The organism is Gordonia sesuvii, from assembly GCF_036350415.1.
Lineage (GTDB): Bacteria > Actinomycetota > Actinomycetes > Mycobacteriales > Mycobacteriaceae > Gordonia > Gordonia sesuvii.
In genome coordinates this window covers 28998-54719 of the sequence record NZ_JAZDUF010000011.1, presented here as the reverse complement: position 1 = coordinate 54719, position 25722 = coordinate 28998, and the positions used below count along the sequence as shown (strand labels likewise).

Here is a 25722-nt window from a genome sequence, read left to right as displayed (position 1 = left end):
CACCGTGTCGCCGCGATCAACCTGCGCCGCCTGATCACCCTGGGACTGAGCACCACCAACAACACCTGGACCCTGGCCACCACCTGACCCCGCCCGGGGCAGGCGCCCCAATGGCACCCGCCCGCGATTCAGCCGACCCAGCATTCGGCGACAGCGCCAGCCGCAAGAGACCACTTCTTCAGCAGCCTCCTAGCGGAGGACCGTCACGAAGGGGCCCTTCGTGACCCTTCGTGACGCTCGCAAGCTCGCTCCTCAGGGCGGCGCGCTCGCAAGCTCGCTCCTCAGGGACCAGGGGTAGGGCTGTCCACAGCGCACACGTCCATCCACAGATCGGCAGAGCAGCGCCGCTTGTCGACCGCATCCACTCGACGAATCCATAGGCTCGACGGGCATGAGCACATCAGCGTCTCGTCGGCGTTCCGGTCTCGACCGGCTCGACACGCGCCCGCCCGCGCGCACCGTGGCGGGCGATGAAACCGTTGCGGGGGAATCTGATTCGGGCCACGTGCCGGCCGACCGCGGCGTGACCGAGGACAGCCCCTGGGGCGTGACTGCGGTACCGACGTGGCTCGAACCAGTCGGCGCACGTGACCGCGCAGCCACCCGGATGACCGTCGGTGATCACTTCGGTCTCCCCGACGAAGACGATGAGGACGAACCCCCGCGCCGGCGACTGCTCGTCGCGCCGCCCGCGGCGATCGCCCTGATCCTCGTCGGCGTCGCCGCCTGTGCAGTTGCCGGCTTCTCGCTGCTGCGCGGAGGGGGAGCGGAATCGGCGACGCCGGTCGCGTTCCCCGCCACCGCGGGACCGACCTCCGCCGTCGACACGACCGCCGAGGCACCCGCGCCATCCGAAGAGCTGGTGGTGAGCGTGGTGGGACTGGTGCACAAGCCCGGCCTGGTGCGACTGTCCGGCGCTGCCCGTGTCGCCGATGCGATCGCGCGGGCGGGCGGTGCGCGCAAGGGGGCAGACATGTTGTCGCTCAATCTCGCCCAACGACTCAACGACGGTGACCAGATCCTCGTCGGCTATGCCGGTGACGGGGGCCGGATGGCGATACGCAGTGCGGTCGTCGGTGCCGGTGGCGCGGCGAGCGTCCCGTCGAGCGGAGCGGGCGCGCCGTCGGGCGGCACCGGATCGAATGGCGCCCAATCGAACGGCACACAGTCGGCGAAGGTCGATCTCAACACCGCCACCGAGGCGCAACTCGACGAACTTCCCGGCGTCGGGCCGGTGACGGCCCAGGCCATCATCGCGTGGCGCGAGGCCAACGGAAGGTTCGGCTCTGTCGAGCAACTCGCCGAGGTGGACGGGATCGGCCCGACACGCCTCTCCCGGTTGCGCGACCTGGTCACCGTGTGAGGACACCCCGAGTGCCGGTGAGCATCCTGCCGCCTGGGGACTATCGGCTGGCGGTACCGGCGGCTGTCACGTGGACGGTCAGTCTGCTGATCCTCCTCGGCCCACCGCTGCCGGCGTGGGCACTGCCGGTCGTCGGTGGTGTCATCGTCGCAGCGGGCGCGATCGCGGTCAGATGTGGGTGGGTCGCGTGGGCGGCGGTGTCACTGGTGGTGGTGGCCGGCGGCATGGTGGCGGTGACCGCCGCCGCGCTCGCCGTGCGAGACGAGGTGCGGTCGTCGCACCCGCTGAGTTCCGTCGATGGGAAGGCGCGCGTCAGCGGGGTGATCCGCGACGATGCGGTGGCGTTGGGTCCGGCCGCCGCGTCCCGTGTGGCAGTCCGGGTGGACGTCGACGATGTCGCCGGGCACGCTGCTGCACCCGGCGCCGCCGAGTTGACGGGGGCATCCGACCATTGGGCGGAACTCGTTCCCGGGCAACGTTTCTCGGTGGTCGTCCGGGTGAGTCCGCCGCGGCGCGGTGAGTTGCTGGTCGCGCGGCTGTCCGCGGTGTCGCAACCCGACCTGCTCGGTCGACCACCGCCGCATCAGCGGATCGCCACCGTCGTCCGTGACCGGTTGCAGTATCTCTCGGCGCGAGGCCTCGGCCCCGACCCCGCGGGTTTGCTCCCTGGTCTGGTGATCGGCGACACGAGTGGGCTGAGTTCGGAGGTCCGCGAGGACTTCCGCGCAGCCGGACTGACACACCTGGTCGCGGTGTCGGGCAGCAATTTCGCCATCGTGTGCGGCGCGGCGGTGATGGCGGTCCGGATGCTGGGGGCGACACCACGGGTGACCGTGGTCGTCGGCATGGTGATGGTGGTGTGTTTCGTGATCCTGGTCCGACCGTCGCCGAGTGTGCTGAGAGCGGCGATGATGGGGATGATCGCCCTGCTGGCACTGTGGGGATCGAGACGCGCACAGGCGCTTCCGGCGCTCGGCGCCGCGACCGTCGTCGGACTGCTGTGGTGGCCGGAGTTGGCCACCGAACCCGGTTTCGCGCTGTCGGTGATCGCTACCGGCGGGTTGGTGCTGTGGTCGGCGGCCCTGCGGGATCGGCTTCGAGGGTGGCGGGTGCCGCCGGGTATCGCCGAGCTGGTCGCCATGGCGCTCACGGCCCAACTCGTCACCGCGCCCGTCGTCGCACTGTTGAGTGGGCGATTCACCGTGGTCGGTGTGTTGGCCAATGTGGCGGTGGCGCCGGTGGTCGGCCTGATCGGGATCGTCGGTACCGCGGCCGCGATCGTCGGGGCGCTGGGGCCGCCGGACGGGGTCGGCGCGATGTGCGCCGAACTCATGATCCGGGCGCTCGCCCCGGAGTTGTGGTGGATGCTGGGCTGCGCGCGTGTGCTCGGCGGGCAGTCATGGTCCACCGTGCCGGTGCCTTCTGGCGTGGCCGGTGCGGCGATGGTGGCCGCGGCGACTGTGTTCGTCTTGCTGGCGGTCACCGTGACCTCGCGTGCGGTCGGCGATGCCCGCGGCGCGGGTGGAGGACGTGTCGCATGGTTCTGGCACCATGGTCGCCGTGACTGATCGCCTGCATCTGCTGCTCGGGGACGACGACTTCCTGACCGGGCGGGTGATCTCCGCCGTCGCGGCGCAGCAATCGTCAGCGTCCGGGGAAGACGTACCGGTGACACGGGTCCGCGCGGGCGACGTGACCGAGCACGAACTGGCGGAGTTGCTGAGTCCTTCGCTGTTCGCCGAGGAGCGGATCGTCGTGGTGGAATCGGCGGCCGACGCGGGCAAGGAACCCGCCGCATTGGTCGCGCAGGCGGCAGGCGAACTGCCCGAGGGCATCACGTTGATGGTGATCCACTCCGGCGGCGGCCGCGCGAAGTCGATGGTCCCCGCATTGAAGAAGGCCGGCGCGACCGAACACGACTGCACGGCCCCGAAATGGCCGTCGGAGCGCATGGATTTCGTGCGCAAGGAGTTCCGCACACTCGGCGCACGGGTGAGCAACGACGTCGTGGAGCAGGTCGTCGAGGGTGTCGGGGCCGAGCTACGGGAACTGGCCGCGGCGTGCGCCCAGCTCATCGCCGACACCGACGGCAAGGTCACCGTCGACGCCGTCCGGCTCTATTACCAGGGCCGCCCAGAGATCACCGGGTTCGAGGTCGCCGACAAGGCGGTGACGGGCGATCGGCCGGGCGCGCTCGAGTCGCTGGCGTGGGCCGAGCACCACGGGGTGCCGCGGGTGTTGCTCGCGGACGCGCTGGCCGAGGCGGTGCATGCCATCGCCCGCGTGCGTGCGATCGGTTCGATGGACCAGTACGCGGCCGCCTCGGAACTGGGAATGCCCCCACGCCGCGTCAAGAAGGTGCAGGCGCAGGCCCGCGCATGGGACTCGGTCTCGATCGCCGCGGCAGTGCAGGTCGTCGCCCGTCTCAACGGTGACGTCAAGGGTCAGGCCGCCGATCCCGACTTCAGCCTGGAGAACGCCGTCGGGACGGTGGCCGACCTACGCCCGGCCCCCGGGCGCAACCGCGCGCACTGACCGCGAGTCCATGCCATACGCCGGAACCGGAGACGCGGTGATCGGCAGAAAGCATGACGCAACCCACCCCGGTGACCGCGTGGAAGTCACCGGGGTGGGTTGTGAAGGCTATGTGAGGTCGCGCTCGGGGAAGATCAGAGCTTGTTGACGGCGAGATCCATCGCCGACTTCTTGTTGGCGGCCTGGTTGGCGTGGATGACGCCCTTCGAGGCGGCCTTGTCGAGCTGACGACCGGCGGAACGGGAGAGCTCGGTGGCCTTGTCCTTGTCGCCGGCCGCGACGGCCTCGCGGAAGTTCCGGATGGCGGTACGCAGCGACGACTTCACCGACTGGTTGCGCTGACGGCGTTCTTCGTTGGTGCGGTTGCGCTTCATCTGCGACTTGATGTTGGCCACGCGTGTATCCCTCTTGCTCTGGTAGGTACTCGTTGTTCTGAGCAGGTCGGATATCGTGAATCGAACTGTTCACGTCGACGCTGCGACAGCGATCGACTTTACCAGCAGGCAACCACCCGGCCCAAATCGCTGCTGCGGGACATTAGGCTTGCCCCCATCATGTCAGTCGTCTTCATTCACATCGGCCTGCCCAAAACCGGAACGACCCATCTCCAGGACCGCCTGTGGCGGAACCGTGACCTGGCCTTACAGTCCTCGGGTCTGTTGTACCCGGGTAACCGGATGACCGATCACTTCCACGCCGCCACCCATCTCCAGCCCGAGCGCTACCTGGACTGGGTGAACCCGGACTTCGCCGATGCCTGGCCGAACCTCGTCGCACAGATGAAGGCGTGGCCGGGGAAGTCGCTGGTGTCGCACGAGCTGCTGGCCACCGCCAAGCCGGAGCACATCGCGACCCTCCTGTCCGATCTCTCCTTCGCCGACGAGATCCACGTCATCGCCACCGTGCGCGACCTCGCGCGGCAGTTGCCGTCGGTGTGGCAGGAGAACATCAAGAATCAGCGCCGCGCCGATTTCGCCGAGTTTCTGGCATCGGTGCGCGACCACGGTCCCGCGGTCCCCGGATTCGTGCCCCCGGTGGGCGGGGATGAGGAAGAACCCTTCTGGGAATTCCAGGACTACGTGCGGATCCTCTCCGACTGGGCCGATGCGGTCGGACCGAAGCGGGTGCACCTGGTGACGGTCTCGCCCACGCGCGACACGCCCGGGGAGTCGATCTGGGAGAGATTCCTGCGGGTGCTCGACGTCGATCCTGCGCCCCTCACGCTGGACGTCCCCACCACGAACTCGTCACTGCCGGCGGCCCAGGCCGAATACCTGCGTCGGCTCAATCATCACCTGCAGCCCTCCGACGTCCACTGGAGCAGGTACGACGGCGTGGTCAAGGGCCAGGTGATCCAGATACTCAAGCGTGCGAAGGGCGCGCCGCTCGGCCTCACCGCCGAACAGCGTGTCTGGGCCGCCGAGGCAGCAGACGACATGGTCGAGGCGATGCGCACGCGGGGCTACCAGGTCACCGGCGACCTCGCCGACCTCGCTGTCAGCACGACCGCCGGGGCTGACGCCGAACCCCCGACAGACGAACAGGTGCTCGACGTCGCAGTCGAGACGATGGCCGAGATGGTCAAACAGGCGCCGATTCGGGACAACCGTCCTCGGCTGCGTACCCGCGGCATGAACGTGGTCCGCCGCGTCCGTCGGCGGGTGCTGGGGTGGCGCCGATCGAAGTGACCGGCGGATCGCGGGCCTGACCGACCGCCATGCCGAATCCCCGATTTTGGGGCAACATGTCAAGTTATGAGTCCCGCGCCGACGACCTCCGCCAGCAAGCGAGCCGCCAGCAAGGCCAGCAAGTCGAAAGCGACGAGTGCCGCCAAGACGACCAAGTCGACATCGAGCCGCAAAACCGAACCGAAGGCCGCGGGCGGCAAGGGACGAACACGGGATCAGGCCAAACGGGCCAAGGCGGTTGTCCGTGAGCCCAAGGCGATCGACAACACGATCTTCGCCGGGTACTCGAAGGGGCCGTACGGCAAGGCCTTCGACGAGATGTTCGACGCCGACGGCGAGGTGCGTGCGCCCTATCGCGGCATCTACAAGGCGATGTCGGAATACGAGCGTGCCGACCTCGACGTCCGCGTGGACGCACTCGGCCGCGCATTCATCGATCAGGGCGTGACCTTCTCCCTCTCCGGCAAAGAGCGACCGTTTCCGCTCGACGTTGTGCCCCGGGTCATCTCGGCGAGCGAGTGGAGCAAACTCGAAGCCGGTATCACTCAACGGGTACAGGCGCTCGAACTGTTCCTCGACGACATCTACGGCGAGCAGGAGATCCTGCGCGACGGTGTGCTCCCGAAGCGACTTGTCCACTCCTGTGAGCACTTTCACCGGCAAGCCGCAAACATCCGCCCTCCCAACGGGGTTCGTATCCACGTAGCGGGCATCGACCTCATCCGGGACGAGAACGGCGACTTCCGCGTCCTCGAGGACAACCTGCGTTCGCCGTCTGGTGTGTCGTACGTGATGGAGAACCGCCGAACGATGGCGCGCGTCTTCCCCGACCTGTTCTCGTCGCACCGGGTCCGGGCGGTCGGCGACTATCCGAGTCACCTCCTCCGCGCATTGCGTGCGTCGGCGGCCTTCAACGAGGCAGACCCCAACATCGTCGTCTTGACGCCGGGTGTCGCCAACTCGGCGTACTTCGAGCACTCCCTGTTGGCCCGGTTGATGGGTGTCGAACTCGTCGAGGGCCGAGATCTCTTCTGCCGCGACAACATCGTGTACATGCGCACGACGGAGGGGGAGCAGCGCGTCGATGTGATCTACCGCCGCATCGATGACGACTTCCTCGATCCCATGCAGTTCCGGCCGGACTCGATGCTCGGCGTGGCCGGCCTCCTCAACGCCGCCCGGGCCGGCAACGTCGTCATCTCCAGCGCCGTCGGCAACGGCGTCGGAGACGACAAACTCATCTACACCTACGTACCGGACATCATCGAGTACTACCTCGGTGAGAAGCCGTCGTTGATGAACGTCGACACACTCCGGTGCTGGCTCGACGACGAACGTGAAGAAGTCCTCGACCGGATCGACGAACTCGTCGTCAAACCCGTTGAGGGGTCCGGTGGTTACGGCATCGTCTTCGGTCCCGACGCGACTAAGGCGGAACTGAACACGTTGGCGCGCAAGGTCCGCAACGACCCGCGCGGATGGATCGCCCAGCCCGTCGTCCAACTGTCGACGGTGCCGACCAAGATCGACGGTGAGGTCCGGCCGCGGCACGTCGACCTGCGGCCGTTCGCGGTCAACGACGGCGATTCGGTGTGGGTGCTGCCCGGTGGTCTGACCAGGGTCGCCCTGCCCGAAGGGTCGCTGGTGGTGAACTCGAGTCAGGGCGGCGGCTCGAAGGACACCTGGGTGCTCGCATCCGCGCGGTCGTCGGAGGACCGCGAACTGTCCGGCGCCAAGGTCGTCAACGCGAGCAGTGTCGCGGCGGCGCGGCCCGCGGAGAGCGCGCCCGACCCGCTGCACGCCCAGACCCAGCAACAGCAGCAGGGCTGCGACGAGCAAGGCGGTGAGAGTCGATGATGCTGGCCCGCAACGCCGAATCGCTCTACTGGATCGGCCGCTACGTGGAACGCGCCGACGACATGGCACGCATCCTCGACGTCGCCATCCACCAGCTGCTCGAGGACGCGACCGTCGACGTGGACCGGCAGGCGCGTCTGGTGATCCAGGTCCTGGGGCTCGAGCCGCCGAGCAGTGCCGAGCCGATCGACGTCTGGGCACTGACCGAGCGGGTCGCCTACGACAAGGATGCGATCGGATCCATCGTCGATCTGATCCGTTCGGCTCGCGAGAACGCGCGCGGTGCCCGCGAGGTCACGTCCAGCGAGATGTGGGAGTGCCTCAACACCACCTACAACGGGCTGAGCGACGCAGAGCGCCGGGCCCGACGCCTCGGCCCGCACGAGTTCCTCTCCTATGTGAAGAATCGCGCCGCGATGTTCTCCGGCCTCGCCGACGCCACCCTCAGCCACGACGACGGCTACCGGTATCTGGTGCTGGGTCGATCGGTGGAACGCGTCGACATGACCATCCGAATGCTGTTGTCACGGGCCGGGGATCGGGTGACCTCGCCGTCGTGGGTCAGCGTGCTGGTGTCCGCCGGCGCACACGACACGTTTCTCCGCACCTACCGCGGCCGCCTCGACGCGGAGAACATCGTGGAGTTCATGTTGGTGGACCGGTTGTTCCCGCGATCGGTGTTCCACGCGCTGCGGGTGGCCGAGCACAACCTGACCGAGCTGGAGAAGCGGCCCAGCCGTGTCGGTACCCAGGCGGCCGCGCTGCTGTTGCTCGGCCGGGCGCGCAGCTCGCTGGAATTCGCCGAACCCGGCAATCTCCTCGACGATCTGCAGGACCGTCTGCTCGACCTCCAGGACACCTGCCGGTCGATCAACGAGGCCGTGACCGCGGAGTATTTCCATGTGTCGCCGTATGTGTCGTGGGCCGATGCCCGGGTGAGCGATTCCGAGGACCACGTCATCGAGGAGAGTGAACTGTGAGCTGGCGTCTGCGCGTCGTCCATTCCACCGGGTTCGCCTACAAGAGTCCGGTGACGTCGTCGTACAACGAGGCCCGGCTCACCCCGCGCAGCGACAACCGGCAGAACGTCATCGTCAACCGGGTGGAGACGGTCCCGGCGACGAGGTCATACCGCTACACCGACTACTGGGGCACCGCGGTCACCGCCTTCGACCTGCACGCACCGCATGAGGAACTCGAGGTCTCCGGGATGTCGGTGGTGGAGACCGAGCGAGGCGGGCGGGTACCCCTCGACGAGCAGGTCGGATGGGACGAGGTGCGCAGCGCCTACGTCGACGACCGCTACGACGAGATGCTTTCCTACACCGACTACGTACCGAAGAACCGGCAGCTGGCCTCGACCGCGACACGGCTGGCCAAGGGGCTGGAGCCGGACTTCGCCGTCGAGGCGATCTGTCGGTTCGTGCACGAGGAGATGAAGTACGTGCCCGGCACCACCGGGGTCCACACCACCGCGGTGGACGCCTGGAACGAACGCAAAGGTGTCTGCCAGGACTACGCACATCTGTCGCTGCTGATGCTGCGCAGTCTCGGTATCCCCGCCCGCTACGTCTCCGGCTACCTGCATCCCAACTCGGACGCGAAGATCGACGAGACGGTCGAAGGCCAGAGCCACGCCTGGATCGAGGTGTGGACCGGAGGCTGGTGGGGCTACGACCCGACCAACGACACCAGGATCACCGAACAACACGTGTCGGTTGGCGTCGGGCGCGACTACTCGGACGTGTCGCCCCTCAAGGGTATCTACACCGGGGGTGGCGCAACGGATCTCGATGTGGTGGTGGAGATTACGCGGTTGGCGTGAGGTTCGGGCCACTCAACCGGCCCCCTTTCGCCGATCGAGTAGGCGGCGAGCCGCTAGGCGAGACGCCGTATCGAGATCACGGCCGAACGAGCAGGAAATCCATCACCGCCTCGGCGGTCAGTTCCGCGGTCGGCTTCCGATCGGGGTTCAGGTTGTGCCCGACCTTGTCGATCTCGACGATCCTCGTCGGGGCCGGGATCAGCTCGACCGCGTCGGCGAGTTCGGCCGTCGTGGCGAAGGGGTCGGTGCTGCCGTGCACGATCACGGTCGGAATGCGCACCGACGGGAGGTGTTCGGTACGTAGCCGGTCCGGCTTACCCGGCGGATGCAGCGGGTACGAGGTCAAAAGCAGCCCGTCGGCGAGCTCCGGGTCCTCGGCCACGGCCATCGATGCCTGTCGGCCGCCGTACGAGTGACCGCCGACGATGAGCGGACCGCCGCCGGCCTCGTCGCGGAAGGTGGCGCAGGCGGCGACGATGCCCGCACGATCGGCGGCAGCGGTCGACGGACTCGGCGGCCCCTTCGGCCGGCGACGACGATAAGGCAGGTCGATCCGGGCGACGACCACACCCTGAGCGCAGAGTGCCTCGGCCACCGACCGGAGGATCACCGCATGGCGGTTTCCGCCCGCTCCGTGGGCGAGGACCACCACCCCGCGCGGATCGGTGGTGGGTCGGGAGACCTCGGCAAGCACCGTCTCGTCCTCATGGGTGGTGGTCTCACATGACGTGTTCGCGGGCTCGGCAGCCATGGGTCAACCGTAGCGGCGAGCGTCGGCGACGACGTCGGGTCCGGACATGAGAAACTGGAAGGACCGACGCGGCCCGACCGGCCGCGTCACCATGCCGCACGCCCGAGGAGCAGTTCGATTCCCACCTTCGCCGACACCACCTTCACCGACCCCGCGCGGATCCGGAACTTCTGCATCATCGCCCACATCGACCACGGGAAGTCCACCCTGGCCGACCGGATGCTGCAGCTCACCGGCGTGGTCGAGGAGCGACAGATGCGCGCGCAGTACCTCGACCGGATGGACATCGAACGCGAACGCGGCATCACCATCAAGGCGCAGAACGTGCGGCTGCCCTGGCAGGTCACCGACGACGACGGCACCACCGACTACGTCATCCACCTCATCGACACCCCTGGCCACGTCGACTTCACCTATGAGGTCTCCCGGGCACTCGAGGCGTGCGAGGGTGCCGTGTTGCTGGTCGACGCCGCCCAAGGCATCGAGGCGCAGACTCTGGCGAACCTCTACCTGGCGATGGACAAGGACCTGACGATCATCCCGGTCCTCAACAAGATCGACCTGCCGGCGGCCGATCCGGATCGGTACGCCGCGGAGATCGCGCACATCATCGGCTGCGAACCCGAAGAGGTGCTGCGGGTGTCCGGCAAGACCGGTGAGGGCGTCGCCGAGCTGCTCGACGAGGTGATCAAGCTGGTTCCCGCGCCGGTGGGCGACCAGGACGCGCCGGCCCGGGCGATGATCTTCGACTCCGTCTACGACACCTACCGCGGGGTGGTCACCTATGTGCGTGTGGTGGACGGACGCGTCCTGCCGCGCGAGAAGGTGCTGATGATGTCCACCGGGGCGACGCACGAACTGCTGGAGGTCGGCATCGTGTCGCCCGAGCCGAAGTCGTCGAGAGGACTCGGCGTCGGCGAGGTCGGATACCTGATCACCGGCGTCAAAGATGTGCGTCAGTCGAAGGTCGGTGACACCGTCACGACCGCGAAGAACGGGGCCGCCGAGCCACTCACCGGCTACCGGGAGCCGCGTCCGATGGTCTATTCGGGTCTGTATCCGGTGGACGGCTCGGACTACCCGGTGCTGCGCGACGCGCTGGACAAACTCCAGCTCAACGATGCCGCGCTCACCTACGAGCCGGAGACGTCGGTCGCATTGGGATTCGGCTTCCGCTGCGGCTTCCTGGGGTTGCTGCACATGGAGATCACCCGCGAGCGCCTCGAGCGCGAGTTCAACCTCAACCTGATCTCCACTGCGCCGAACGTCGTCTACGAGGTCGTCATGGAGGACGGCACCGAGATCACCGTCACGAACCCGTCGGACTGGCCGGCCGGCAAGGCCCGAAGCATCCATGAGCCGATCGTCAAGATGACCATCATCGCGCCAAGCGAGTTCGTCGGCGCGATCATGGAGCTCTGCCAGAGTCGTCGCGGCGATCTCGGCGGAATGGACTACCTGTCCGAGACCCGCGTCGAACTGCGTTACACCTTGCCGATGGCCGAGATCATCTTCGACTTCTTCGACGCGCTCAAGTCCAAGACGCGCGGGTACGCCAGCCTCGACTACGAGGAAGCCGGCGAGCAGGAGGCCGATCTGGTCAAGGTCGACATCCTGCTGCAGGGCGAGGCTGTCGACGCGTTCAGTGCCATCGTCCACCGGGACGCCGCCTACACGTACGGCAACAAGATGGCGACCAAGCTCAAGGAGCTGATCCCGCGGCAGCAGTTCGAGGTTCCGGTCCAGGCCGCGATCGGCTCCAAGATCATTGCGCGCGAGAACATCCGCGCCATCCGCAAGGACGTGCTCGCCAAATGCTACGGCGGTGACATCAGCCGTAAGCGCAAACTGCTCGAGAAGCAGAAGGAAGGCAAGAAGCGGATGAAGACGATCGGACGTGTCGACGTCCCGCAGGAAGCATTCGTCGCCGCTCTCTCCACCGACGCCGTCGGAGACAAACCGAAGGGGAAGTAGTCCGTTGGACAATCGCGCCGCCGCCAATCCGGTGCTCGCGCAGAGCACCCTGCCGCATGGCCTACCGGACTTCGCGTCGATCGACGACGACGATTTCCTTCCCGCATTCACCGCGGCGATGGAAACGCATCTCGCAGAGGTGGAGTCGATCGCATCCGACTCCCGGCCGGCGACCTTCGCCAACACCGTGGAGGCGCTGGAGCTGTCGGGCCGCGACCTGGCCAGGGCGAGTGGGATCTTCTTCAACCTCGTCGGCCCGGACACGAATCCGAAGCGCAACGAGATCTCCCAGCAGTTGTCGACTATGCTGACCGACCACGCGAACACGATCTCGATGGATCAGCGACTGTTCGCGCGGATCGCGTCATTGCATGAGCACAAGGCTGAACTCGACCTGACCGAGGCGCAGGATCGACTGCTGACCAAGCGGTATCGCGATGCCGTGCGGTCGGGTGCCGGTCTGGCAGCCGACGATCAGGAGCAGATGCGCCAGATCTCGTCGCGGCTGGCGTACCTCACCACCACCTTCTCGCAGAAGATCCTCGACGACACCAACGCATCGGCCGTCTTCGTCGCCGATGTGGCGGAACTCGACGGACTGTCGCCCGGCGAGATCGCAGCCGCGCGCCGGGCTGCGGCAGACGCCGGCCACGACTCGGGCCACCTGATCGCGTTGGAGCTCCCCACGAGTCAGTCGGTGCTTACATCCCTGACCGATCGCGATGTGCGGCAACGGGTTTTCGACGCATCGACCGCCCGGTGTACTCGGGGAAACGAACACGACACCCGCGAACTGGTTCTCGAGATCGTGCGGCTGCGAGCCCGCCGCGCGCGGCTGCTGGGGTACACCGATCACGCCGAGTACGTGATCGCCGAAGAGACCGCCCCGAATCCGGCCGCGGTCGTCGAACTGTTGACGGACCTCGCCGCGTCGGCGCTGCGCGCCGGTGGACGTGAGTTGACCCGGTTGACCCGGCTGGCCGACGAGGAGATCGGTCCCGCCGACCTCACCTTCTGGCTCGAACGCGAACGACGGGCGTCGGCGGAGATCCCGCTCGACGACTTCGCCGACTATTGCGAGTTGGACAGAGTCCTCACCGACGGCGTCTTCCACGCGGCCGGCAAGCTGTACGGCCTGCGCTTCGTGGAGCGGTCCGACCTCGTCGGCTACCACCCGGATGTCCGTGTGTGGGACGTCATCAACGAGGCCGGCCGCAGTATCGGGTTGTTCCTCGGTGACTACTACGCGCGCCCGTCCAAGCGCGGTGGGGCCTGGATGAACAACATCGTCGATCAGTCTCTGGCGTTGTCGGCCCAGCCGGTCGTGGTGAACGTTCTCAACCTGACCAAACCCGATGACGGCGAGCCGTGCCTGCTCACCATGGATCAGCTCACCACGCTGTTCCACGAGTTCGGGCACGCCCTACACGGCCTGTTGTCGGCGGTCGACTATCCGTCGCAGTCGGGGACCTCGGTGCCGCGCGACTTCGTCGAGTTCCCCTCGCAGGTCAACGAGATGTGGGCGTTGCACCCGGATGTGTTGTCGCAGTACGCCCGTCACCATGAGACCGGCGAGCCGATCCCGCCGGCGCTGGCGGATGCCGCGCGGGCGGCGGCGACCACGGAGAGCGCACACGCGACCATCGAATACCTCGCAGCCGCGCTGCTCGACCTCGCCTGGCATCGCATCACGGCCGACGATGTCGTCGACGACGTCGAGCGGTTCGAGCGGGATGCGTTGGCAGCTGCCGGCTTCACTGGCGACCTCATCCCGCCGCGGTACCGCAGCGCCTATTTCAACCACATCTTCGGCGGCGGATACTCCGCCGGCTACTATTCCTACATCTGGTCGGAGGTCCTCGACGCCGAGACCGAGCAGTGGTTCCTCGCCGAGGGCGGACTGCTGCGAGCCAATGGTCGGCGTTTCGCCGAGGCGACACTCTCCCGCGGCGACAGCGTCGATCCACTTGTGGCACACCGGGAGTTGATCGGGAAGACGGCCGAGATCGGACCGTTGCTGACTAGGCGTGGATTGGCGGCGGCCCCTTCGTGACGCTCGCTCGTCCCTCGCTCGCTCCTCAGGGGTCGGGGTGACGCTCGCTCGTCCCCTTTCGTTGGTCGAGTAGTCGCGAGCCGCTAGGCGAGTGGCGTATCGAGACTTGGTGTGCGGGATCTCGATACGCTTCCTCGCTGCCGCTCGTCAGCTACTCGATCAGCGGTTGGGGTGTGGCTCGCTCGGCCCCTTTCGCTGGTCGAGTAGTCGCGAGCCGCTAGGCGAGTGGCGTATCGAGACCTGGTGTGGGGGATCTCGATACGCTTCCTCGCTGCCGCTCGTCAGCTACTCGATCAGCGGTTGGGGAGTTGCTCGTCAGCTACTCGATCAGCGGATGGAGGGCGGCTCAGTGGTGCGCCGGCTGGAACGTGCCGTGGCTGGCCGCCTCCTCGGCCCGGATCACATGCATGACCGCATTGATCAGCGCCAGGTGGGTGAACGCCTGCGGAAAGTTCCCGAGGTGCTGCCCGGTTTTCGCGTCGATCTCCTCCGCATACAGCTTCAGGGGGCTGGAGTACGACAACAGCCGCTCGCACAACGCCTTTGCGCGCGGCAGCTCGCCGATCTCCACCAGTGCGGACACGAGCCAGAACGAGCAGATCGTGAAGGTACCCTCCTCGCCGGACAGGCCATCGTCGGTCTCCTCCACCCGATACCGCAGAACGAGGCCGTTCTCGGTCAACTCGTCCGCGATGGCGAGGACGGTGTTGCGGACGCGGTAGTCGTCGGACGGTAGGAAACGTAGCAGCGGGATGAGCAGCGCGGAGGCGTCCAACGCCGGGTCGCCGTAGCGCTGGGTGAAGACACCGCGCTCGTCGACCCCGTACTCGAGGATGTCCGCCCGGATCTCGTTCGCGATCTCGGCCCACGTCTTCGCGTACGACTTCTCGCCATGCAACGCAGCGAGACGCGCGCCGCGATCGAGCGCCACCCAGCACATCACCTTCGACGACGTGAAGTGCTGCGGTTCGCCGCGGACCTCCCAGATGCCGCGATCGGGCTTGCGCCAGTTCTTGACGGCCTCCTCGACCTGTGCCTTGAGTACCGGCCACAGCGTCTCGGGCACCGCCTCGGTCGACTTGGTGTTGAGGTACACCGAGTCGAGCATCGTGCCCCAGATGTCATGCTGCGCCTGGTTGTACGCGCCGTTGCCGATACGAACCGGGCGTGCCCCGTCGTAGCCGGAGAGATGATGCAGTTCCTCTTCTTCGAGGGTGCGTTCGCCGCCGACCCCGTACATGACCTGCAGTGGATGGTGTTCGCCGTTCGTCGCGCCGGAGACGTCGGCGATGAAGGAGAAGAAGTCGTCGGCCTCGCGGTCGAGACCCAGCGTGTACAGCCCCCACAGGGCGAACGTCGAGTCACGCACCCAGGCGTAGCGATAGTCCCAGTTACGTTCGCCACCAGGCGTTTCCGGAAGAGAAGTGGTCGCCGCGGCGAGCAGCGCGCCGGTCGGGGAGTAGGTGAGACCCTTCAGCGTGAGGGCCGATCGCTGCAGGTGCGTCCGCCACGGGTGATCGGGGAACGTGCCGACGTTGATCCACTGGCGCCAGCATTCCGACGTCGACCACATCTTCTGCGCGGCCTCTTCGAAGTTCTGCGGCGCCGGTTGACGCGACCACGACAGCGCGACGAAGCGGTTGTCGCCCTCGACCAGTCGCGTCCGAGCCCGGGCTTCGCGCCCTTCCAGGCCGAGCCGCAGATCCGTCGTCAGCTTGAGCGTCGGACCGGGCGACGTGGTTCCGGTGCCTGTTGCGATCGCCTCGCCGTACGCGGGTCCCGAGTACTCCCAGACCGTGTTCCCGCGGTGATAGTCGAATGCCGGCTCACAACTCAGCGACAGCTCCACGGTGCCCGACACACACCGGACCGTCCGCAGCAGGATGTGCTCGGCGTCCCAGTCGGTGGGGGTGCGGCGATGTGTCGTGGATCGACGTTCGTTGTCGTGCCACGGCCCCATCACCAGGGCGTCGCGGACCACGATCCATCCGGTGTCGGTCTGCCACGTCGTCTCGACCATGAGGCTGCCCGGCAGGTACCGGCGGTCCACCGGGACGTTGACACCGTACGGCGCCAGCCGGAAATGGCCTGCGCTGCGGTCGAGGATGGCGCCGAACACACTCGGCGAATCGGGTCGGGGAACACACATCCACTCGATCGAACCGTTGCGGGCGATCAGACAGTTGGTCTCGGTGTCCGAGAGGAACGCGTAGTCGCCGATCGGGGGAAAGGTGTTGTGACTCGGGGTCGCAGGCGAGAAGGCCTTGGCCTCGGGGTCGACCGGGGCGTCGGAGTTGGTGCTGCTGTCGACCGAGGCGTCGCGCTCGGCGGAGTCGATCGGCAGTGCAGTGACGGCAGCGTCTTCCGGTGGAGTCATGGCTATATCATTGCGAGCAGCCCCGGGAGACGCCACTCGGCCGTCGCCCGGGACTCGACGTGACCGGTGGACGAACGAGATGAGGTGAACGTGACGTCGGTGCTCTCCTGGTGGGACAGTGTTGAGGAGTGGCTGACCGGCCTCTCCTTCGTCCCGCAACTGCTGGTGACGCTCGTGGTCGTGGTCCCGCTCGCCGTCGCGGTGGCCGCCGTTCTCAACGTGCTGGTTGACACCGTCTCCGCGGTGTTCGACCGCCGACGATTCGCCGACGACGACGGAAAGGGGCTGTAGTCGATGTTCCGTTCGCGCGTGACGTGGGCCCTGGTGGCGCTCATCGTGTTGGTGATCCTCGCGTGGCTGCTGACCCGATAGCCGGTGGCCGGACCGTGCAGTCGCGGGTGCGCCGCGACTAGGTGCGCGTGACGAAGGCCGCCGCGCCGAGCGGTTCCTGATCGGCTGCTGCGCTGCTGGTGGCGCCCAGCCAGTACTGGTGGCACACCGCCTCGACGACGTCACGATGGGCGCCGAGCGGACCCGCCACCGTGACAGGTTCCGCGTGCGAGTCCAGAGCCGCTTCGACACGTTCGGTCAGCAGGCCCGCGGACAGGAAGTACGGACTGACGACGATGCGCTGGGCGCCCGCGGAGCGTAGCCGCCGGATGGCGTTGCGGAGACGATGCTCGCGCGCGCCCAACTTCGTCGCGAACACCACCTCGACGGGGCGGTTGATCAGCATCGACAGCTCGATCGCCCGTCGCCGGACATGGGAGTCGGCCGCCCGATCCGACGACCCGACGGCCGTGAGGATCACGCCGACCCGATCTTCGGCGGGGTCGGCGACCCCGGCCTCGGCGATCCGTTCGGCCAGCGCAGCTGCCAAGGGGAAGGTGCCGATGACATCGGTCTGGGTCACTTCTCGATGTCCACTCGCATGCTCGGCAATGATCGCCGGCAGGTCCACCTTGCTGTGGTAGCCCGCCGCGAACAACAGGGGCACCACGACGCAGTCACCGACGATCTCGTCGAGCGCGGGACCGACCAAAGGCTCGTTCAGGTCGAGGTAGGCCAACCGGGTGTCAACACCGGGCAGTGCGGCACCCACTGCGTCGCGTAGGCGTGCGGCGGTCGCGGCGAACCGCGGGTCGCGGCTGCCGTGCGCCACGAGCAGGAGAGTGGGGAGCATCAACCTGTGTCAGACGAGTTCCGGCGTCGTCGACAGGTGTAGATGCGCGAGCGCATCGCCCACCAGTCCGGCGCCGAGGGTGTTGCCGCCCTGCGGATCGATCAGGAGGAAGCTACCCGATTCGCGGTTGACCTGATAGTCGTCGGCGGCGATCGGCTCGGCGGTCTGGATGGAGATGCGGCCGATCTGGTTGAGTTCCACGGTGTCCGGGGCGTCGATCAGCGACAGGTGCTGTTCATCGAAGAGCACCTCGAGGCTGCCGACGATCGCCTGCGTGGTGCGGGTGCCGTGCTTGAGCAGCAGGCGGGCACCGGGGCGCAGCGGCTTCTCCGCCAACCAGCAGACCGTCGCGCTGAACTGCTGCAGCGGCTCGGGGGCGTCGGCGACGGCGGCGATGAGGTCGCCGCGCGAGATGTCGACGTCGTCGTCGAGCAGCAGCGTGACACTGCGGCCGGTGTGTGCGGTGGCGAGTTGCCCGTCGGCGGTGTCGATCTGTCGGACGGTGCTGCGGGTGCCCGCGGGCAGGATCACGACCTCGTCGCCCACGGAGACCCGGCCGGCGGCGATCTGTCCGGCGTATCCGCGATAGTCGGGGAATTCCGGTGTGCGCGGGCGGATCACGTACTGCACCGGGAAGCGCAGTCCCACCGGACGGGGGTCGGCGACATTCGGCACCGTTTCGAGATGCTCGATGAGTGCCGGACCGTCGTAGTACGGGGTGGACTCGGACCGGGTGGCGATGTTGTCGCCGTGCAGGGCCGAGACCGGGATCGCGGTGACCTGCTCGGCCGACCAGCCCAGCGAACGGGTCAGCTCGGCGAACTCGGCCGAGATCTGCGCGAAGGCGGTGGCCGGATCGTCGACGAGGTCGATCTTGTTGACCGCCAGAACCAGCTGCGGCACACCGAGCAACGCCATCACTGCGGCATGGCGCCGGGTCTGTGCGACGACACCGTTGCGGGCGTCGACCAACAGGATGACCAACTGGGCGGTGGACGCACCGGACACCGTGTTGCGGGTGTACTGGACGTGGCCGGGGGTGTCGGCGAGCACGAAAGAGCGTGCCGGCGTGGCGAAGTAGCGGTAGGCGACGTCGATCGTGATGCCCTGTTCACGCTCGGCGCGCAGCCCGTCGACGAGCAACGAGAGGTCGGGACCCTCCAGGCCGCGGTCGACCGACGCCTTGGTGACGGCGTCGATCTGGTCGGCGAGAACCGATTTCGTGTCGTAGAGCAGGCGGCCGACGAGGGTGGACTTGCCGTCGTCGACGCTGCCCGCCGTCGCAATACGCAGGAGGTCGGGGGCGTGCTTCATCTCAGAAATATCCTTCGCGCTTGCGGTCTTCCATGGCGGCCTCGGAGACGCGGTCGTCGCCGCGGGTTGCGCCGCGTTCGGTGAGTCGGGAGGCGGCGACCTCGGCGAGCACGGCCTCGTTGTCGGCGGCATCGGAGAGCACGGCGCCGGTGGTCGAGCCGTCGCCGACGGTGCGGTAACGCACCACGCGCTTCTCGACGACCTCACCCTCGCGGGGTCCGCCCCACGGGCCCGTGGTCATCCACATGCCGTCGCGCGAGTAGACCTCACGCTCGTGGGCGTAATACAGCGGTGCCAGCAGGACCTGTTCGCGGGCGATGTAGCGCCAGATGTCCAACTCGGTCCAGTTGCTCAGCGGGAACACGCGCACGTGCTCGCCTGGTGCGTGGCGGCCGTTGTAGAGGTTCCAGAGTTCCGGGCGCTGACGCTTGGGGTCCCACTGCCCGAAGGCATTGCGCAGCGAGAAGATCCGCTCCTTGGCCCGCGAGCGCTCCTCGTCGCGTCGGCCGCCGCCGAACACCGCGTCGAAGCGGTTCTCGGTGATGGCGTCGAGGAGCGGGATGGTCTGCAGTGGGTTGCGGATGCCGTCCGGCCGTTCGGTGAGGCGGCCGTCCTCGATGTACTCCTCCACCGACGCGACGTGCAGGCGCAGGTTGTACCGCTCGACGATCTCGTCGCGGAACGTGATGATCTCCGGCAGGTTGTGTCCGGTGTCCACGTGCAGCAGCGAGAACGGCAGTGGCGCAGGCCAGAACGCCTTGATCGCCAGGTGCAGCAGCACGGTGGAGTCCTTGCCGCCGGAGAACAGGATCACCGGGCGTTCGAACTCGCCGGCGACCTCACGGAAGATGTGGATCGCCTCGGATTCGAGGGCGTCGAGGGTGGTGAAGTCGTCGGCGGAGTCGACCACTGCCCGCGCGGTGTCGGGAGTGGTGGTGGACGAGGTGTCGGCGATGGTCATGATGCGTGCAGCCCACATTCTGTCTTGGCGCGACCGGCCCAACGGCCACTGCGCGGATCGGATCCGGGTTCGGGTTTGGCAGTGCAGGGTGCGCAGCCGATCGACGGGTAGCCGTCGTCGACGAGCGGGTTGACCAGCACGCCGTTGGAGTCGATGTAGTCCTGCATGGTCTCGTCCGACCAGGCGGCGATCGGGTTGATCTTGACCAGCCCGAAGCCCTCGTCGAAGGAGATCAGCGGGGCGTTGGCGCGCGTCGGTGCCTCCACGCGGCGGATGCCGGTGATCCAGGCGTCGTAGCCGGCGAGCCCGTTCTTGAGCGGCACCACTTTGCGCAGCCGGCAGCATTCGCCTGGGTCGCGGGCGAACAGGTTGCGGCCCAACAGTTCATCCTGCTCGGCGACGGTGTGCTCGGGGGTCAGGTTCACCATCTCGACGCCGTACACCTGCTCGACCGCGTCACGCGTGCCGATGGTCTCGGCGAAGTGGTAGCCGGTGTCCAGGAACAGCACCTTGAGCTTGCTGCCGTGCAGCGCTTCGTCGTCGATGTTCTTGGCGGCCAGGTCGACCAGCGCGGCGTCCTGCATGTTGGACGCGACCACGAAGTTGTCGCCGAAGGTCTCGGCGGTCCAGCGCAGCAAGTCTGCGGGGGTGGCGTCGGGGCCGAGATCGGCCGCGCCCTTCTCGGCGATCGCGCGCAGCTCGTCTTCGCTGAACCGTCGGCCGGTTGCTGTCGTGTCGGTGGACGTACTCATCGCAGTGCCTCCTCGTCAGCCCGAACGGCCCACTGGGCGAACCGTTCTCCGTCGTGTCGCTGCTCCACGTACTGGCGGACCACTCGGTCGATGTAGTCGCCGAGTTCGGTGGAGAGCACCTTGTGTTGCCGCAGCTTGCGGCCGAATCCGGCGTCCTGGCCGAGGCTTCCGCCGAGGTGGACCTGGAATCCCTCGGTCTGTCCGCCGTTGCCGTCCTCGACGAGTTGGCCCTTGAAGCCGATGTCGGCGACCTGCGAACGGGCGCAGGAGTTGGGGCAGCCGTTGATGTTCACGGTGATCGGGGTGTCGAGGTCGGCATTGATGTCGGCGAGGCGCTCCTCGAGCTCCGGGACCAGGCGCTGCGAACGCTTGCGGGTCTCGGTGAAGGAGAGCTTGCAGAACTCGATGCCGCTGCACGCCATCAGGTTCCGGCGCCAGTTGGATGCCCGGGCACTGAGGCCGAGCTTCGCCAGGTCGGCGATGAGCTCGTCGACCTTGTCGTCGGCGACGTCGAGCACCACGAGCTTCTGGTACGGGGTGAAGCGGATGCGGTCGGACCCGACTCGTTCGGCTGCCTCGGCCACCTTGGTCAGGATGGTGCCGGAGACGCGGCCCGCCATCGCGGCGAAACCGACCGAGTTGAGGCCGTTCTTGAGCTTCTGCACGCCGACGTGGTCGCGCGGTGCGGTCAGCGGCTCGGGTGCCGGACCGTCGATCAGCTTGCGGCCGAGGTATTCGTCCTCGAGGACCTGGCGGAACTTCTCGATGCCCCAGTCCTTGATGAGGAACTTCAGGCGTGCCTTGGTGCGCAGTCGGCGGTAGCCGTAGTCGCGGAAGATGGAGACCACGCCCTCCCACACGTCGGGCACCTCGTCGAGCGGAATCCAGGCGCCCACCCGCTGCGCCAGCATCGGGTTGGTGGACAGCCCGCCGCCGACCCAGAGGTCCAGGCCCGGGCCGTGTTCGGGATGGTTCACGCCGATGAAGGCGACGTCGTTGGTCTCATGCGAGACGTCCTGCAGGCCGGAGATGGCGGTCTTGAACTTGCGCGGCAGGTTCGAGTACTGCGGGTCACCGATGTAGCGGCGGACGATCTCGTCAATCGCCGGGGTGGGGTCGAGCACCTCGTCGACGGCCTCACCGGCGAGCGGGGAACCCAGGATGATGCGCGGGCAGTCGCCGCACGCCTCGGTGGTGTAGAGCCCGACGCTCTCCAGCCGCTCCCAGATGGTGGGGACGTCCTCGATGCGAATCCAGTGGTACTGGACGTTCTCGCGGTCGGACAGGTCGGCGGTGTCGCGGGCGAACTCGGTGGACAGTTCGCCGAGGGTGCGCAGCTGGGCGACGTTGAGTGCGCCCGCGTCGCAGCGCACTCGCATCATGAAGTGGCTGTCCTCGAGGATGTCGATGTTCTCGTCACCGGTCCAGGTGCCGTCGTAGCCTTCGGCGCGCTGGGTGTATAGGCCCCACCAGCGCATCCGACCGCGCAGGTCCTGCTTGTCGATCGACTCGAAGCCCTGCTTGGCGTAGATGTTCTCGATGCGGGCCCGGACGTTGAGCGGGTTGTCGTCCTTCTTGACCTGCTCGTTGGGATTCAGCGGCTCGCGGTAACCGAGCTTCCACTGGCCCTCGGCGCGGCGCTTGGCCGGGCGCTTCTTCCGGGCGGGCCGCTCACCGTTGGGGGCCGGCGTCGGGGGTGTGTCACGAGTGGTCACGGACACATCGTCGGTGGTGGACGTCATGGAGTCTCCTGGGCTGACGCGCGCACACGCCAGCGGTCACGAAAAGGTGGGCTGGAAACGTGTCGGCATTCCCGCTGCGCGGGAACTTCTCAGGGCCGTGTCGTCCTGGCGGGACGACTGGAGCACGTGGCTACAGGCGACAGAATGCGCTGCACACGCGCTTGAGATCGATGTGGCGTCGAGCTGCGAGCCACACCCCTGGAGAAGTCACGCCGTTCATAGTGCCACGATCACCCTTGCGTCGTCTACTTGGGGTTTTTTTCCCTCACCGTGAGGCAAAGCCCCAACCGGCGGCCTGCTGCGAGGTCCGGACATAGGTGTCAAGGCGTAGGGGCCGGGGTCTATTCCGCGGTCGGCACCGATTCGGCAGCGCCGCGGGCGGCGCGCATGATGGACATATGAAGGTCGAAAGCGAGCGGGCCGTCGACGACGTCGTCGCGGCCGCCTGTGGCGACGTCGAACCGGCGACGCCGCTCGGCCTGTACCTCCACGTTCCGTTCTGCGCGACGCGATGCGGGTACTGCGATTTCAACACCTACACCGCGGGCGAGCTGGGTAGCTCGTCGTCGCCGGAGTCGTGGCAGCAGGCCGTCGACATCGAGCTGGCGAGCGCGGCGCGGCTGCTGAACCCGGACCGGCCGGTGTCGACGATCTTCGTCGGAGGTGGGACACCCTCGCTGCTCGGGGCCGCGGGCCTTGGGCGGCTGCTCGACGCGGTCCGCGCGCATTTCACGGTGACCGACGACGCCGAGATCACCACCGAATCGAATCCCGAGTCGACCTCGCCGGAGTTCTTCGGCGGTCTTCGCGCCGCGGGATACAACCGGATCTCGCTGGGCATGCAGTCCGCATCGGCGCACGTGCTCGCGACCCTCGACCGGACGCACACCCCGGGACGCGCGGTCGCTGCCGCCCACGAAGCCGCCGCGGCGGGATTCGAGCACGTGAATCTCGATCTGATCTACGGGACGCCGGGGGAGAGCGACGCCGATCTGCACGCGAGTGTCGACGCCGTGCTGTCCGCCCCCGTCGACCACGTCTCCGCCTACGCGCTCATCGTCGAGGACGGCACCGCGCTGGCGCGTCGGATTCGCCGCGGGGAACTTCCGGCGCCGGACGACGACGTTCTCGCCGATCGCTATCAGATCCTCGACGACCGGCTGTGCGCGGACGGCTTCGACTGGTACGAGGTGTCGAACTGGGCGCGCGACGACTCCGGATGGTGTCGGCACAATCTCGCGTACTGGCACAGTCACGACTGGTGGGGTATCGGACCGGGAGCCCACTCGCACGTCAACGGTGTGCGCTGGTGGAATCACAAGCATCCCGCCCGATACGCGCAGACGCTCGAAGCGGGGGCGCTGCCCGTCGGCGGACATGAGGTGCTCACCGACGAGGACCGGCACGTCGAATCCGTGATGCTGACCGCCCGGTGTCGTGACGGGTTGCCGGTGGAGAAACTCACTGCGGAGGAATACCGTCGCGCCGCCGCATTCATCGACGAGGGCCTGCTCCGGCACGTCGGTTCGGTCGGCGCCCGGCTCGTGCTGACCGACGCCGGGCGGTTGCTCGCCGACCGCGTCGTACGGGAGATCCTGGTCGCGGGGTGATGGCCCTTCGTGACGGTCCTCCGCAGGCTCCGGACCTCCTCAGGGGTCGGTGGGGTGACGGACTTCCGCAGAGGGGAGCGTCCAGCCGGTACTGCGGGTGGTACGTCGGTGGACGCCCGGCGCGGTCGGCGCGCGCCCCGGGGACGGGAGGCGCTCGGTGTCGACCTGGTCGGCGACCGAGTCCGCCTGCGGGTCGAGGTCGAGCGCATCGAGATCCAGCATCCGAGCGTGGATGATGTGGCGATTGCGCAGTGCGGATCGCACCGCTCGATGCAGGCCGTCCTCCAGATACAGGGCGCCTTGCCATCGGACGACATGGGAGAAGAGATCGCCGTAGAACGTCGAGTCCTCGCTGAGCAGCTTGTCGAGCGCCAGAACGGTCGTCACCGTCGTCAGTTCGTCGAGTCGGAACTGCCGAGGCGGGATCTTGGCCCATGCACTCGCGGACAGACCGTGGTCGGGATAGGGCCTCCCCTCCCGCACCCCCTTGAAGATCATCGAGCACTTCCTGAGTCCTGCGTGCGCACAACCGGCCGGACACGCCGCATCCGGCGGCGATCGCGCAGCGGTTCGTAAGATGTACGTCACCCACTGTATGGCAGAGTCCACGTTCGGGAGGTGTCTCGCATGTCGACCACGGACGATCGCCGTTTCGAGATCTTGCGTGCGATCGTGACCGATTTCGTCTCCACGCAGGAGCCCATCGGGTCGAAGGCGCTCGTCGAGCGCCACCAGCTCGGCGTCTCCAGTGCGACGGTCCGCAACGACATGGCGGTCCTCGAGGCCGAGGGCTACATCGCGCAGCCGCACACGAGCTCCGGGCGGGTGCCGACCGACAAGGGCTACCGGATGTTCGTCGACCGGATCAGCGAGGTCAAACCGCTGTCGGCGGCCGAACGCCGGGCGATCCTGTCGGTCCTCGACTCCGGCGTCGACCTCGACGACGTGCTGCGGCGGTCGGTCAAACTGCTCGCCCAGCTCACCCGACAGGTCGCGGTGATCCAGTACCCGGTGCTCTCGACCGCCACCGTGCGCCACCTCGAGGTGGTGTCCCTGTCGCCGTCGCGGCTGCTGCTGGTGGTGATCACCGACACCGGCCGGGTCGAGCAGCGCATGGTCGCCCTCGCCGACGACATCGACGAGGACGACTACATCCGCCTCCGCGACATGTTCTCCGCGGCTCTGCACGGCAAGCGTCTGGAGGAGGCCTCGGCGGCGGTCGCCGAACTGGCCAACGACGCCCCGGTCGACATCCGCGATGCGGCGATCGCGGTGGCCACCATCCTGGTGGAGACCCTGGTCGAGCGCGGTGACGATCGTCTCGTTCTCGGCGGCACCTCGAATCTGGCTCGTTCGGCAGCCGACTTCGCGCCCGTCGTGGGCGGCATGGACACCGTGCTCGACGCCCTCGAAGAGCAGGTCGTGGTGCTGAAACTGCTCGCGACCAGTCAGCGGATGGGGCGGGTGACCGTCCAGATCGGCGAGGAGACGCAGACCGAGAACCTGCGTGGCACCTCGGTGGTGTCGACAGGGTACGGTGCTTCGGGCACGGTGTTCGGCGGTGTCGGCGTGGTCGGGCCCACCCGCATGGACTACCCGGGAACAATCGCGTCGGTCGCAGCCGTTGCCAAGTATGTCGGCGAGGTGTTGTCCGATCGCTGAAGCGTGCTCCGGCCCCCGGGGCGGCTCCGCAGCGACGCCATCGACGCCACAGCCCGTGTGACCAAGTGTGAGACG

At 67.5% G+C, this 25722-nt stretch carries 21 protein-coding genes; 12 read left to right on the top strand and 9 right to left on the bottom strand.

Features of this window, described 5'->3' with window-relative positions; translation table 11 throughout:
• Window positions 1-391 precede the first annotated feature (391 nt).
• The 3 genes from VZC37_RS24135 to holA are packed head-to-tail and all read left to right on the top strand — an operon-like array spanning window position 392 to window position 3898.
• The gene (locus VZC37_RS24135; RefSeq protein ID WP_330436563.1) at window positions 392-1363 is read left to right on the top strand and encodes a ComEA family DNA-binding protein; all 972 of its coding nucleotides are present in this window, start codon (window positions 392-394) and stop codon (window positions 1361-1363) included.
• Between the two features lie 11 nt (window positions 1364-1374).
• Window positions 1375-2931 (top strand): ComEC/Rec2 family competence protein, encoded by a 1557-nt coding sequence (locus tag VZC37_RS24130; RefSeq protein WP_330436562.1) that lies wholly within the window; start codon window positions 1375-1377, stop codon window positions 2929-2931.
• Complete coding sequence (holA, locus tag VZC37_RS24125; RefSeq protein ID WP_330436560.1) at window positions 2915-3898, top strand: DNA polymerase III subunit delta; 984 nt, start codon at window positions 2915-2917, stop codon at window positions 3896-3898. The genes VZC37_RS24130 and holA overlap by 17 nt, the downstream gene beginning before the upstream one ends.
• A 134-nt stretch (window positions 3899-4032) precedes the next feature.
• On the opposite strand, the gene rpsT is transcribed toward holA, so the two are convergent.
• A complete protein-coding gene (gene rpsT / locus VZC37_RS24120) occupies window positions 4033-4293 on the bottom strand; it encodes a 30S ribosomal protein S20 (protein WP_330436558.1) in 261 nt (86 codons plus the stop codon).
• Window positions 4294-4452: 159 nt separating this feature from the next.
• On the opposite strand from rpsT, the gene VZC37_RS24115 reads away from it, so the two are divergent.
• From VZC37_RS24115 to VZC37_RS24100, 4 genes are all read left to right on the top strand, one after another.
• Window positions 4453-5586 (top strand): sulfotransferase family protein, encoded by a 1134-nt coding sequence (locus tag VZC37_RS24115; protein ID WP_330436556.1) that lies wholly within the window; start codon window positions 4453-4455, stop codon window positions 5584-5586.
• 66 nt (window positions 5587-5652) lie between these two features.
• Window positions 5653-7443 (top strand): circularly permuted type 2 ATP-grasp protein, encoded by a 1791-nt coding sequence (locus VZC37_RS24110; protein WP_330436554.1) that lies wholly within the window; start codon window positions 5653-5655, stop codon window positions 7441-7443.
• Window positions 7440-8423 (top strand): alpha-E domain-containing protein, encoded by a 984-nt coding sequence (locus tag VZC37_RS24105; protein ID WP_330436553.1) that lies wholly within the window; start codon window positions 7440-7442, stop codon window positions 8421-8423. Before VZC37_RS24110 ends, VZC37_RS24105 begins: the two co-directional genes overlap by 4 nt.
• Window positions 8420-9268 (top strand): transglutaminase family protein, encoded by an 849-nt coding sequence (locus VZC37_RS24100; protein WP_330436551.1) that lies wholly within the window; start codon window positions 8420-8422, stop codon window positions 9266-9268. Before VZC37_RS24105 ends, VZC37_RS24100 begins: the two co-directional genes overlap by 4 nt.
• A 76-nt stretch (window positions 9269-9344) precedes the next feature.
• Here the strand turns inward: VZC37_RS24100 and VZC37_RS24095 are convergent, their stop codons facing one another.
• On the bottom strand, window positions 9345-10019 hold the full coding sequence (locus VZC37_RS24095) for an alpha/beta hydrolase family protein (RefSeq protein WP_330436549.1): 675 nt from the start codon (window positions 10017-10019) through the stop codon (window positions 9345-9347).
• A 54-nt stretch (window positions 10020-10073) separates the two neighbouring features.
• Between VZC37_RS24095 and lepA the strand changes: the two genes are divergently transcribed.
• Together lepA and VZC37_RS24085 are read left to right on the top strand one after the other, a co-directional pair.
• Window positions 10074-11993 (top strand): translation elongation factor 4, encoded by a 1920-nt coding sequence (gene lepA / locus VZC37_RS24090; protein WP_431309490.1) that lies wholly within the window; start codon window positions 10074-10076, stop codon window positions 11991-11993.
• Window positions 11994-11997: 4 nt separating this feature from the next.
• Window positions 11998-14046: a M3 family metallopeptidase gene (locus VZC37_RS24085; protein ID WP_330436547.1), complete on the top strand. Its 2049-nt coding sequence runs from the start codon at window positions 11998-12000 to the stop codon at window positions 14044-14046.
• A 346-nt stretch (window positions 14047-14392) separates the two neighbouring features.
• On the opposite strand, the gene VZC37_RS24080 is transcribed toward VZC37_RS24085, so the two are convergent.
• A complete protein-coding gene (locus VZC37_RS24080; RefSeq protein ID WP_330436545.1) occupies window positions 14393-16423 on the bottom strand; it encodes a glycoside hydrolase family 15 protein in 2031 nt (676 codons plus the stop codon).
• 90 nt (window positions 16424-16513) lie between these two features.
• Between VZC37_RS24080 and VZC37_RS24075 the strand changes: the two genes are divergently transcribed.
• Window positions 16514-16714: a hypothetical protein gene (locus VZC37_RS24075; RefSeq protein WP_330436570.1), complete on the top strand. Its 201-nt coding sequence runs from the start codon at window positions 16514-16516 to the stop codon at window positions 16712-16714.
• 118 nt (window positions 16715-16832) lie between these two features.
• Here VZC37_RS24075 and VZC37_RS24070 read toward each other — a convergent pair whose 3' ends face one another.
• Genes VZC37_RS24070 through VZC37_RS24050 form a run of 5 tightly spaced genes read right to left on the bottom strand, consistent with a single transcriptional unit; the run spans window position 16833 to window position 22375 of the window.
• Entirely contained in the window at window positions 16833-17606 is a 774-nt protein-coding gene (locus tag VZC37_RS24070; RefSeq protein WP_330436543.1) for a sirohydrochlorin chelatase, read from the bottom strand.
• A 9-nt stretch (window positions 17607-17615) separates the two neighbouring features.
• Entirely contained in the window at window positions 17616-18920 is a 1305-nt protein-coding gene (locus tag VZC37_RS24065; protein WP_330436541.1) for a sulfate adenylyltransferase subunit 1, read from the bottom strand.
• Between the two features lies 1 nt (window position 18921).
• Window positions 18922-19899, bottom strand: a complete 978-nt coding sequence (gene cysD, locus VZC37_RS24060) for a sulfate adenylyltransferase subunit CysD (protein ID WP_431309489.1) — start codon at window positions 19897-19899, stop codon at window positions 18922-18924.
• Complete coding sequence (locus VZC37_RS24055) at window positions 19878-20633, bottom strand: phosphoadenylyl-sulfate reductase (RefSeq protein WP_330436538.1); 756 nt, start codon at window positions 20631-20633, stop codon at window positions 19878-19880. Before VZC37_RS24055 ends, cysD begins: the two co-directional genes overlap by 22 nt.
• Window positions 20630-22375, bottom strand: coding sequence for a nitrite/sulfite reductase (locus VZC37_RS24050; protein WP_330436537.1), 1746 nt, complete (start codon window positions 22373-22375; stop codon window positions 20630-20632). The genes VZC37_RS24055 and VZC37_RS24050 overlap by 4 nt, the downstream gene beginning before the upstream one ends.
• A 398-nt stretch (window positions 22376-22773) precedes the next feature.
• Between VZC37_RS24050 and hemW the strand changes: the two genes are divergently transcribed.
• Complete coding sequence (gene hemW, locus VZC37_RS24045; RefSeq protein ID WP_330436535.1) at window positions 22774-23985, top strand: radical SAM family heme chaperone HemW; 1212 nt, start codon at window positions 22774-22776, stop codon at window positions 23983-23985.
• Window positions 23986-24024: 39 nt separating this feature from the next.
• Here the strand turns inward: hemW and VZC37_RS24040 are convergent, their stop codons facing one another.
• Window positions 24025-24483: a type II toxin-antitoxin system VapB family antitoxin gene (locus VZC37_RS24040; protein WP_330436534.1), complete on the bottom strand. Its 459-nt coding sequence runs from the start codon at window positions 24481-24483 to the stop codon at window positions 24025-24027.
• 129 nt (window positions 24484-24612) lie between these two features.
• Between VZC37_RS24040 and hrcA the strand changes: the two genes are divergently transcribed.
• Window positions 24613-25647, top strand: coding sequence for a heat-inducible transcriptional repressor HrcA (gene hrcA / locus VZC37_RS24035; RefSeq protein ID WP_330436533.1), 1035 nt, complete (start codon window positions 24613-24615; stop codon window positions 25645-25647).
• The last annotated feature ends 75 nt before the right edge of the window (window positions 25648-25722 follow it).